Here is an 11,491-nt window from a genome sequence, read left to right on the forward strand (position 1 = left end):
AATAGAAATGAAAAAGCAAAGGGGAAATTCCTTTGCTTTTTTTATGGACAAAATGAGGCTGGAAGTTATTTTTTTGCCTATTTTTGAATATAAAAAGAATGTACATGCTTTGTTAGGGGAAGGGGTGAGTATGTTGATAGAGTTTCGTAACGTAAATAAATATTATGGTACCTTTCAAGTTTTAAAAGATATTAATGTGCAAGTGAAAAAAGGTGAAGTGGTAGTAGTTGTTGGGCCTTCAGGATCAGGAAAAAGTACATTACTTCGGTGTATAAACCAGTTAGAGTCAATTACAGATGGAGAGTTAATTGTACAAAATACGGAGGTACACAATGCGAAAACAGATATGAATGAATTACGCCGAAATATCGGAATGGTCTTTCAACATTTTTATTTATATCCACATAAAACAGTTCTTCAAAATATTACATTAGCACCTATTAAAGTAAATAAAATTTCAAAAGAGGAAGCAGAACAAACAGCGATGTTTTATTTAGAGAAAGTAGGAATTCCAGAGAAGGCTAACGTGTATCCACATCAATTATCTGGAGGACAACAGCAACGGGTGGCAATTGCTAGAGGGCTTGCGATGCAGCCGGAGATTATGCTATTCGATGAACCTACGTCTGCTCTTGATCCAGAGATGATCGGGGAAGTACTTGATGTTATGAAAACGCTAGCTAAAGAAGGGATGACGATGGTCGTTGTCACGCATGAGATGGGATTCGCGCGGGAGGTAGCCGATCGGATTTTATTTATGGATGATGGCAAAATCATTGAGGATACAACACCGGCGCAATTTTTTGCAAGTCCTGAACAAGAAAGAGCGCGTCTATTTTTAAGCCGAGTGTTAAACCATTAAAGGAGGAGTTTTATGCTTAAAATGAAAAAGTTGTTTACGTTAATCGTATTTTCATGTTTATTCGTACTTGTCGTTGCTGGGTGCGGAAGTAAAAAAGATGAGGCGAAAGAAACGAATACGAAGCAAGGCGGGGCTGTTGAGCAAATTAAGAAGCGCGGGAAATTAGTAGTTGGGGTGAAGAATGATACGAACTTATTTGGATTGAAAAACCCTTCAACAGGGCAGGTAGAAGGATTTGATGTTGATGTTGCAAAGGCGCTTGCGAAAAAGATTCTTGGGGATGAAAAGAAACTAGAGTTGAAAGAGGTAACATCTAAAACGCGTATTCCACTACTGAAAAACGGTGACATTGATGCAATTATTGCAACAATGTCAATTACAGAAGAACGTAAAAAAGAAGTCGATTTTTCAGATGTATATTTTAAAGCAGGGCAATCGTTACTCGTGAAAAAAGGGAGCGATATTAAAAGTATTGATGATGTGAAAAAGGGCGTAAAAGTGTTAGCAGTAAAAGGTTCAACGTCTACAAATAACATTCGCCAAAAATCACCAGAAGCGACTGTATTAGAATTTGAAAATTATAGTGAGGCATTTACAGCGTTAAAAGCAGGAAAAGGTGATGTTTTAACAACAGATAATGCAATTCTTTACGGCATGGCAAAACAAGATTCAAATTATGAAGTTGTCGGGAAAATTTTTACGGATGAGCCGTACGGAATTGCAGTGCAAAAAGGTGCAGATGATTTAACGAAAGAGATTAATAGTTTAATTAAAGACATGAAAGCAAGCGGAGAGTATGACAAATTATATGAGAAATGGATTGGGCAAAAACCAGAGAAGTAAAGTGATAAATAGTAAAAGCGAGAGGATGAGAGCACTCATCCTCTTCTTGTAAAGAAAGAGGGGAGAATATGTGCCTGATTTTTCTATATTAACGAATAACATTGATATGTATTTAGAAGGATTTAAATATACAGTGATGTCTAGTGTAATCGCATTAATAGGCAGTTTTATTTTAGGCATAATATTAGCGGTAATGCGTATTGCACCGATTCGCATTTTAAATTGGTTGGGAGCTGCTATTGTAGAATTTGTAAGAAATATTCCGCTCGTATTAATTGCATTTATATTCTATTTCGCTTTACCTGTAATAGGAATTACTTTAAATGGTTTTGTAGCAGGAACAGTTACGCTTACCGTATATACAGCAGCGTTTATTGCGGAAGTCATTCGCGCTGGTATTTTATCAGTCGCGAAAGGCCAAATGGAGGCAGCACGTTCTTCAGGATTGACTTACACGCAAGCGATGTACCATGTCGTTTTACCCCAAGCGATGAAAATCGTAATTCCTCCTCTAGGAAATCAATTTCTCAATTTAGTAAAAAACTCTTCCATACTCGGAATTATCGCTGGTATGGATTTAATGTATCAAGGAGATTTAATTTCAACGAAGACGTTTGTTACGTTCGACGTTTATATATTTGTCGGGATGTTTTATTTAATATTAACAATTCCGCTCAGTATGTTAGTGCGTTATTTAGAAAAACGCTTAGCAAAGGAGGCGGTGTAAATGGATTTTAAGGGAGCAATAACAGGTGATCATATTCTCTTTTTATTAAAAGGGTTACTCATCACATTAGAGGTAGCGCTCGTAGCGATTGTACTTAGCTTTATTATTGGTAGTGTAATAGGAATATTGCGCTACATGAAAATCCCTGTCGTCTCACAAATATTGGGGATTATTGTTGAAGTCATTCGAAACTTACCACTACTTTTAATTATATTTTTCACGTATTTTGCACTTCCAGAAGCAGGATTGAAATTAGAAATTATAACAGCTACAATTGTTGCGTTAACAATATTTGAAGCAGCAATGATATCTGAAATTGTTCGAAGTGGTCTATTATCGATTGAAAAAGGACAGATTGAGGCCGCAAGATCTTCAGGATTAACGTATGTTCAAGCGCTTTGGCATATTATTTTACCACAAGCATTAAGAAGAATGGTTCCGCCGCTTGTCAGTCAGTTTATTTCATTGCTGAAAGATACAGCGCTAGCAGTCGTTATATCACTGCCAGAGCTTATTCATAATGCTCAAATTATTAGCGGACAAAATGTAAATTATATGATTCCAACGTTTATAGTAGTAGCTTGTATGTATTTTATCGTAAATTATAGTTTATCAATTTTATCGAGAAGGTTAGAACTCCGTTGACTCTTACAATATATGTAAGAGTTTTTTCCTTGTTTCTCCTTATTTTCCTCTAAATAGAATCTAAATCTTGCAATAATTCGATTTTTTATATTATTTTATCAGAAAAGTTTTAATTTTATATAGAAAATGTAATCGCTTTCGTGTATATTTTTATTATCAGAAAATTTTAACAAGATATAGGGGTATTGGTAGGGGGAGGATTTAGATGCAGCAACAAACGAATGAGAAATTACATCGTACGATGAAGAGTAGACATTTATTTATGATCGCACTAGGTGGTGTAATCGGAACTGGTTTTTTCTTAGGTTCGGGTTACACCATTAATCAGGCTGGACCAGGGGGAGCCATCCTTTCATATTTAGTAGGCGGATTTATTATGTATTTAACAATGCTTTGTCTGGGAGAGTTAACGGTAGCAATGCCAGTTTCAGGTTCTTTCCAAAAGTATGCGACGAAGTTTATTGGACCAGGAACGGGCTTTATGATCGGTTGGCTATATTGGCTTGGCTGGGCAGTAACAGTAGGACTAGAATTAACGTCAATCGGTTTAATGATGAAAAGATGGTTTCCGAATGTTGATGTTTGGGTATGGTGCCTTGTATTCGGTGTTATTTTATATGCTTCAAACGCAATTTCGGCGAAAAGTTATGCTGAATTAGAATTTTGGTTTTCTAGTATTAAAGTAATTACAATTCTTGCATTTGTTGTTCTTGGTGGTAGTGCATTATTAGGGTTTATATCATATGACGGAAAAGAAGCAGCACCTCTTTTCTCTAACTTTGTAAGCGATGGTGGATTATTCCCGAATGGACTAGCTGCCGTATTACTTACAATGATTACAGTTAATTTCTCGTTCCAAGGAACAGAGTTAATCGGAATTGCAGCGGGAGAAAGTGAAAATCCAGAAAAAACAATTCCACGTGCAATCCGTAATACAGTATGGCGCATCATGTTATTCTTCATTTTAACAATGACGATTTTAGTAGGATTAATTTCTTGGAAGGAAGCAGGCGTAATTGAAAGTCCGTTCGTAGTTGTATTTGATAAAATCGGTATTCCATATGCAGCTGATATTATGAACTTCGTTATTATTACAGCGTTACTATCTGTAGCGAATTCAGGATTATATGCGGCAACTCGTATACTATGGTCACTTGCAAATGAAGGAATGGCACCAAAGTCTTTCCAGAAAGTAAATAAGCGTGGTATTCCAATTACAGCACTAGTTGTAACAATTGCTGTAGCTGCTTTATCTTTATTAACAAGTTTCCTTGCAGAAGATACAGTATACATGTACTTATTATCTATAGCTGGTTTATCAGCTGTATCAAGTTGGATTATTATTGCCCTGTCGCAACTGAGCTTTAGAAGTCAGTATATAAAAGGCGGAGGAAAGTTAGAGGACTTAAAATATAAAACACCGTTATATCCAATCGTTCCTATTTTAGCTTTAATTACAAATAGTATCGTTGTTATTAGTTTAGCGTTTATTCCAGAACAAAGAATGGCGTTATATTGTGGTATTCCATTTATCATTTTCTGCTACATATATTATTATATAAATAAGAAACGGCAGAAACCGATGAAGGTGGAGACAACAAATGAAACTAACCATCAAACAAGATGATATTGAGGCAGATTTATCGTATGGTCAATTAGCGATTGGAAAAGAAAACGGGTATTCACCGTTACAATTACTCATTTCTTCAATCGCAGGATGTAGTGCAATTGTCTTTCGAACAATTTTAGAAAAGAAACGTATTACATATGATACGTTTACAATTGAAACGGAAATTGGTAGAAGTGAAGCATTATCAAAACCAGTTGAAAGTGTTCATTTGCATTATAAAATTAAAGCACAAAACATTACAGAAGAGAAGTTGGACAAGGCACTGCAACTGGCAGTGAAAAATTGCACGATTGTTCAATCTGTAAAAGGTAGTATAAAGGTTACGGAAACAATTGAACTAATAAAATAAAACATAAAAACGTGAGAATACGGCTCTCACGTTTTTATGTTTTTAATAAAGGGGGAAATATGATGGAATGTTTAGGGTGTAAATTAGCCAACGAAGAAGAAATTATATATAAAATATATGAAGATGACTATGTAACAGGCTTTTTAGATCATGCACCTTTCTATCCAGGACATACTTTAATTGTGCCAAAACAACATGTTGTAGAAGTAGATGAATTAGATGATATTGTAGCAAAATCCATTATGGATGCTTCTAAGATTATTGCAAAAGCGATTAAGGCATTATATAAACCAGATGGAGTTACAGTTTGTCAAAATGGTGGAGTATTTAACGAGTTAACACATTACCATATGCATGTCGTACCAAGATATAAAGAGCGCTCGTTTGCTGAATTTTATACGGTACAATCGGGAGAAAAGCACAATCATAATTTTGAAGAGACTAAGCATTTGTTAAAAGAAGCGATAGAGCATATGCTGCTTATTGAAAAGGCGTAGCGGTCAGGAAAATTCTAATATTAAAAAGCCCAATTTCTCAGTTAAAATAGAGAAATTGGGCTTTTGTTTATCCTATTATTAAATTTTATCTATAAAAAGATTTTGCAGTGTCACAAAGTATGGTGCTCATTCGTTATATAGAGTGAGAGGAGGAATTATATGAAGGTTACAAACAACGATTATGAAAAGATGGAAGAGCTATATGAGTTGTATGAACAAAAGATTTATTATGTAGCGTATTCTATTTTAAATAATATTCAACAGGCTGAAGATGTGGTTCAAGAGACGTTTATTACTCTTTATAAGAACCTGGCAAAGCTCCATAGCTTGAGCACTGAAGAGCTTAAACGTTACATATTGAGGGTCACGAAAAACAAGGCGATTGATAGTTACCGGAAAAATAAACGACATGAAACATTTTTAGAAGAATATGAAAGAGAATCAGTAGAGGCAGTAGATGAAAATATTGAAGAGTGGGAAAAACGTAAAATGTCTGAGGTTCAAATTGATGCATTGCTAAAAGAGTTAAATGAATCTAATAGACAGGTGTTTAAGTACAAAGTCTTCTATAACTTAACGTATCAAGAAATTTCAAGTGTTATGGGGATAACGGAGGTCAATGTCCGCAAGCAGTTTGAACGCGCTCGAAAACGAGTCCAAACTATTATAGGAGGTATACAACATGACGAATTCAAAGAACTCCAAAGAAATATATGAACTTGCTGAAAAAATTGCTTTAGATGATTTTGATAAACTCGAAGAACAACATGAATTTTCACATACATATACGCGCAAAAAGAAATTGTTTATGGAAGAAATGAAGCTGAAAGATGGACAACCGCAGAAAAAGCGTAAAAGACATCGTATGTTAATCGCTGCTGCTTGCTTATTGATTGGCATGCCGACAACCGTTTTTGGTGCAGTGAAAGTCTATAATATGATTGTTCAAAAACAAAATTACGAAGTAAATGTTTCCTTAACAAATAAGGATTCGAAAAAGAGTGATAAGTGGTATAAGTTGAAGGTTGGTAAATTGCCAGAAAATATGGAAGCAATTGATGACTCTGCTATGAAATATTCATTTAAAGATAATGACGCAATGGGTGGGTTTTCATTTAGTCTTTGGAGGGTAGGGGAAAATGCGGACTTTCAGACTTTGTACTCAAAAAGCTATGAAGAAAAAGAGATAAATGGTAAGAAAGCAGTAATTATTCATAAAGAAACTGGAAACAACAATGTAATGTTTGACAGGAAGGTCTTTCTCTTTTTTGAGAAAGAAGGGATTATGTTAGAAAGTTTTATTGGATCAGATATAAACGAAGAACAAATGATAGATGTGTTAGGGAATATTTCCCTTGAGCCTACGTCAAAAGAAAAGGCATCATATATAGCAGATTATGATGAAAATCGCTTTACCAAAGCAGCTGAACCGAAAGAAAATAAGGTGATTCCATTGAAAAAAGATAGTAAACGACTATTTCATATAGGACAAAAGGTGCCAGTAACGATATCTATGGATAACAGCCAAATTGAATATGTGATAGAAAAAGTTGAAGTCTTTGATTCAATCAAAGATTTTAAACAAGAGAACTTTAATGAACTTGGCCTAGAGATATTAAGCAAGAATAAGGCTTTAGATCAGACGGGAAAATTACTATCGTACAGACGAGATGAATATAAATTAGGGAATGGTAAAGATTCAATTGATACATTAGTAGATTCGAAATTAGTTAATGTTAAATTTGTCTATTTAACAACAACAGTGAAAAATATTGGTAAAAAGTCGACAGAAGAAATCTATATGCATCCATCCATAAAACAGCTTAAATTTGAAGGGAATGCATGGAAATACGCTAAAGAAGAGGGAATGGACGCAACGCGTATTATGACAGGTGAAGTTGATTATTTAGAACCTCACGGAGATGGAAAAAGTTTTTACAATATTGGCAGTATCCGACCAGGACAAACGATGAAAGTTAACTTAGGTTATTTTGTAGATGAGGATAAACTAGATTCAATCTTTCTTGATGCTTTCCATTACAGAGGGGATGGTGGCACTGAAAATATGAATGCGAAACATCGTTGGTGGTTTGATATTCGTCAACAGTCAAAATAATAGAAACAAATGGACGAAAAAGGCTGCTTATATTTTGCAGCTTTTTTCGTCTCCATACATATGTAAAATTTCTTTCGCACGTATACGTAAACCATCTATCAATTCTGTCGGTTCTAACACTTGTGCATCTTTTCCAAGCCTATAAAATAAAGGCGTAATAAAATTGATTTCTCCTTTATCAATTGTTGAATGTATATATCCTGTCCCATCTTCGTTTACTACTACGAATTCTTCAAGGTAAGGAACGCTTTTACATTGGCGTACACCTTCTGTTGTTAGTAAAACATGTAATTGGATAGGAATGTTTATGACGTTAGAGTTAGAGTCGAACCATTCTTCTAAATTCATGAACGTATCTTTATTTTCTTCTGTTGATAATAAAGAAAGAATACGATCAACGCGATACAGTAATACTTTTTTTCTACTGAAGTCGTAGGATGGTAAGTACCATAGCCCGTCATGAGCATATACACCGATAGGATGAACATGTTTTGTTTTTATCCCCGATTTAGATTCGTATTGAAAGTGTAAATCTTTATTTTCAATAGCCGCGGTTAACACTTCATTTAAAAGAGGTGTATCAATTGTTCTCTTCGGATTCCAGAAAGCAATATAAGAGCGTATTTTATCAACTTTCGCTTTCGCATCATGTTGTAGAGAGCTGTACAGTTTGTGTGTAACGGAATTGATTTCTGTATTAAAAGGTAAGTCTCGGTAGTAGCTTAAAGATTGAAATGCAAAAAAGATGGAGACTGCTTCTTCTTCCGTAAATAAAATAGGGGGAATGACTCTATTCGTTAATACTTTATAGCCGCCGTTACGACCTTGTTCTGCGTAAATGGGCAACCCCATATCACTCAAATCTAAAATGTATCTATGAACCGTACGAACGGAAATATTAAATTCATCAGCTATTTCTTGCGCTGTAAATGTCTTTTTTGCAGAAGCAAATATAAGAATATCTAATAAGCGTTTAGCTTTTGACAAATGTATCACCTTTTTCTTTTTAACATGACATAAATTGTCATGTTTTATTGTTAGTATATTGTTTACATCATATGTTATCAAGATGAGATGCAAGGAGGGAAAGAGATGTCACGTGAAATTGTTTTATTTATTGCGGCGAGCTTAGATGGATATATTGCCAAAGAAGATGATGATTTACAGTGGTTAATGGAAACAGAAGGAGAGGGAGATAACGGTTATACAGAAATGTATGAAACAATTGATACGATAATCATGGGAAAAAGAACGTACGATTATGTAGTAGAGCATATGGAAACATTCCCGTATGTAGATAAAAAATGTTATGTTTTCTCTAACTCAGAAAAAGGTTCAAATGAATACGTGGAGTTTGTAAGTGAAGATGTAGTGGAGTTTACAAAAAGGTTGAAAGAGCAAGAAGGATCTAAAATATGGATGGTTGGTGGAGGAAGTCTACTAAGAGAATTCTTTAAGAATAATTTAATTGATGAATATGTTGTTACGATTACACCGCATATATTAGGCTCGGGAGTTCCGTTATTCCAAGATAAGAACCCGGAAATTCATTTAACTTTAACAGATACGAAACGTTTTGGGCAATTTGTAAATTTATATTATAAAGTAAGATGATAAAGAAACACGACTACTGATGGTAGTCGTGTTTTTGTATAGATGGCAATGAAATAATAAAGCAAGATCCGTGGTCGACTTCACTCATTACAGTAATATTCCCACCGTGTAGCTCTACAATTTCTTTCACGATAGATAATCCTAAACCAGTTCCGCCTGTAGCTCGTGATCTCGCTTTATCAACTCGATAAAAGCGGTCGAAAATGTGAGGGAGGTCTTCAAGCGGAATACCTTCACCTTCATCTTCAATTGTAATAGAAATACTTTTATGTTCTTCAGTAACAGAAATGTGGATAAGAGAATACTCTTTTGAATGTCTATAAGCGTTATTTAAAATGTTCACCACAACTTGTTCGAAGCGTTGTTCATCTAAGTTCACTAGCAGTGTAGGAGGACAAGAGAAAGAAACTCTAATGTGTTTTTCTTTATATATGGCATTTACTTTTTCAGCTATGCGAGTCAGGAAGGTGTGTAAATGCACTTCCTTTACTTGAATAGAAAAGTTATGTTGTTCCATTTGTGCAAGGGAAAACAAATCTTGAACTAAGTTTGTGATGTAATCAGACTCATCTTTTATAATAGATAAATACCGCAAACGTTGCTCAGGAGATGTTGCTTCTTTTGAAGCAATGTCAGCATAACCTCTTACGTATGTTAATGGTGTTCGTAATTCATGAGCAACACTTGCCAGAAATTCACTTCGCTCTGTTTTCATATAATGTAAATCATTTGCGAGTGTTTGAATAGATGATGCTAGTTCACCAATTTCATCATTTCGAGTAGTTGTTAATGAAACGGATAAATCTCCTTTACTCATTTTTTCAGTGGCATGTTTCATGTGTAACAATGGTTTTGTTAACAAACGTGATAATAGAAAGATGGTGATGGCTGTTAATAGAAAAGTAATGATCCCAGCAATAATGAATTGTCTTGTTAGCCCATTCACCATCTTTTCAATGGATTCTGTCCCAAGAAACATGTACACATAGCCTTCATGTTTTCCATCTATTACAATGGGACTAACTGTACATATATAATTAGATGTTTTCCAATGATTCTCTATAATTGCGCCTTCATGATCTGTCCGTGTTTGCATCTTTTCAATATGTCTTTTTATAGTAGTATTTATTTCGTTGGATTTAGCTAGTACATCCTTATTTGCATTTGTAATAACAACAGTCGTTTCGGCCTCGGATTCCATTAGCGCAACATGGGAGATTGTTTGCTTATCAAAATACTTTTCAAGGACATCTCTGTGACTATTTCCGCGCTTTAATAAAGCTGTCATTTCTTCATTTACTCTATTGTTGACAAGGCTATAATAAAGCAAGACAAATAGAACACTTTCGATTAAAAGTGTAACAATTAAAAAATAAAATCCGAGCTGAATAGAAATTCGCTTCATCGTTTTGCTCCTTAATCTAAAGTATCAACCCATCGATATCCGACTCCGTACACAGTTTTTAAATGATTATCAATAGGGAAATTTACTTTTCGTAATTTATCACGCAAATTACGAATATGTGAATCGACTGTTCTATCTTCTGTATTTGTATTTAATCCCCAAATTCGTTCAATGAGCTGATCTCGGCTTAATACGTAGTTCACATGACGTAAAAATAATCCGAGTAAAGAGAATTCGATTGGAGTAAGAAAAAGTTCTTCATTATGGACAGAAACGGAGTGCTTCGCTTCATCCCATATAATCCCGTGATATTGGATTTGTTTATGTTCATTTGTGCGCCTTAAAACAGCTTCAATTCTTGCGAAAAGTTCCTCCTCATGGAAAGGTTTCGTTACGTAATCATCCGCTCCGATTTTTAATCCTCGGACGAGATCTACAGTTTGATCACGAGCTGTTACCATAATGATAGGAACGTTACTAAATGAGCGGATTTTTTTGCACGTTTCCCATCCGTCCATCTTTGGCATCATAATATCGAGTAAAATAAATTTAAAGTTTTGATTTTCTATATGTGAAATCGCTTCTTCTCCGGATTGTGCACATATGCAGTTATATCCAATTGGAGTAAGATAAAGCGTTAATAATTCAAGCATTCGCGGTTCATCGTCTACGAGCAGTATATCAATCATAGAGAGCCCTCCATATATAATTTTTACTTAAATTGTAATGCAAAATCATGAAGAAATGGTGCAGATTGTAATGCGTCTGCATAATTTCTTCAGAATTGCTTGTTATTGTAAAGT

General features: G+C 34.8%; 13 protein-coding genes. 10 read left to right on the forward strand and 3 right to left on the reverse strand.

The window, feature by feature from the left end; all coding sequences use genetic code 11:
- Window positions 1–133 precede the first annotated feature (133 nt).
- From ACTFRN_RS17540 to ACTFRN_RS17580, 9 genes are all read left to right on the forward strand, one after another.
- Window positions 134–862 (forward strand): amino acid ABC transporter ATP-binding protein, encoded by a 729-nt coding sequence (locus ACTFRN_RS17540; protein ID WP_014893317.1) that lies wholly within the window; start codon window positions 134–136, stop codon window positions 860–862.
- Between the two features lie 12 nt (window positions 863–874).
- Window positions 875–1,705, forward strand: a complete 831-nt coding sequence (gene glnH / locus ACTFRN_RS17545; protein WP_088106345.1) for a glutamine ABC transporter substrate-binding protein GlnH — start codon at window positions 875–877, stop codon at window positions 1,703–1,705.
- A 70-nt stretch (window positions 1,706–1,775) separates the two neighbouring features.
- A complete protein-coding gene (locus ACTFRN_RS17550) occupies window positions 1,776–2,432 on the forward strand; it encodes an amino acid ABC transporter permease (RefSeq protein ID WP_001112660.1) in 657 nt (218 codons plus the stop codon).
- Window positions 2,433–3,077: an amino acid ABC transporter permease gene (locus ACTFRN_RS17555; RefSeq protein WP_000345968.1), complete on the forward strand. Its 645-nt coding sequence runs from the start codon at window positions 2,433–2,435 to the stop codon at window positions 3,075–3,077.
- Between the two features lie 205 nt (window positions 3,078–3,282).
- Window positions 3,283–4,704: an amino acid permease gene (locus tag ACTFRN_RS17560; RefSeq protein WP_001187349.1), complete on the forward strand. Its 1,422-nt coding sequence runs from the start codon at window positions 3,283–3,285 to the stop codon at window positions 4,702–4,704.
- Complete coding sequence (locus ACTFRN_RS17565) at window positions 4,679–5,056, forward strand: OsmC family protein (RefSeq protein ID WP_000778861.1); 378 nt, start codon at window positions 4,679–4,681, stop codon at window positions 5,054–5,056. Before ACTFRN_RS17560 ends, ACTFRN_RS17565 begins: the two co-directional genes overlap by 26 nt.
- Before the next feature lie 62 nt (window positions 5,057–5,118).
- Entirely contained in the window at window positions 5,119–5,553 is a 435-nt protein-coding gene (locus ACTFRN_RS17570) for an HIT family protein (protein WP_000388967.1), read from the forward strand.
- A gap of 159 nt (window positions 5,554–5,712) precedes the next feature.
- Window positions 5,713–6,270 (forward strand): RNA polymerase sigma factor, encoded by a 558-nt coding sequence (locus ACTFRN_RS17575; protein WP_000869281.1) that lies wholly within the window; start codon window positions 5,713–5,715, stop codon window positions 6,268–6,270.
- Complete coding sequence (locus ACTFRN_RS17580) at window positions 6,236–7,669, forward strand: DUF4367 domain-containing protein (protein WP_000185104.1); 1,434 nt, start codon at window positions 6,236–6,238, stop codon at window positions 7,667–7,669. The genes ACTFRN_RS17575 and ACTFRN_RS17580 overlap by 35 nt, the downstream gene beginning before the upstream one ends.
- Before the next feature lie 27 nt (window positions 7,670–7,696).
- On the opposite strand, the gene ACTFRN_RS17585 is transcribed toward ACTFRN_RS17580, so the two are convergent.
- A complete protein-coding gene (locus tag ACTFRN_RS17585; protein ID WP_000030247.1) occupies window positions 7,697–8,656 on the reverse strand; it encodes a helix-turn-helix transcriptional regulator in 960 nt (319 codons plus the stop codon).
- Between the two features lie 105 nt (window positions 8,657–8,761).
- On the opposite strand from ACTFRN_RS17585, the gene ACTFRN_RS17590 reads away from it, so the two are divergent.
- Window positions 8,762–9,283: a dihydrofolate reductase family protein gene (locus tag ACTFRN_RS17590; RefSeq protein ID WP_000085774.1), complete on the forward strand. Its 522-nt coding sequence runs from the start codon at window positions 8,762–8,764 to the stop codon at window positions 9,281–9,283.
- A 13-nt stretch (window positions 9,284–9,296) separates the two neighbouring features.
- On the opposite strand, the gene ACTFRN_RS17595 is transcribed toward ACTFRN_RS17590, so the two are convergent.
- Both ACTFRN_RS17595 and ACTFRN_RS17600 read right to left on the reverse strand, forming a co-directional pair.
- Complete coding sequence (locus ACTFRN_RS17595; RefSeq protein WP_000822569.1) at window positions 9,297–10,688, reverse strand: sensor histidine kinase; 1,392 nt, start codon at window positions 10,686–10,688, stop codon at window positions 9,297–9,299.
- Window positions 10,689–10,699: 11 nt separating this feature from the next.
- On the reverse strand, window positions 10,700–11,377 hold the full coding sequence (locus ACTFRN_RS17600) for a response regulator transcription factor (protein WP_000565452.1): 678 nt from the start codon (window positions 11,375–11,377) through the stop codon (window positions 10,700–10,702).
- Between the last annotated feature and the right edge of the window lie 114 nt (window positions 11,378–11,491).

This window comes from Bacillus cereus group sp. MYBK245-2 (assembly GCF_051916145.1).
GTDB lineage: Bacteria > Bacillota > Bacilli > Bacillales > Bacillaceae_G > Bacillus_A > Bacillus_A pacificus.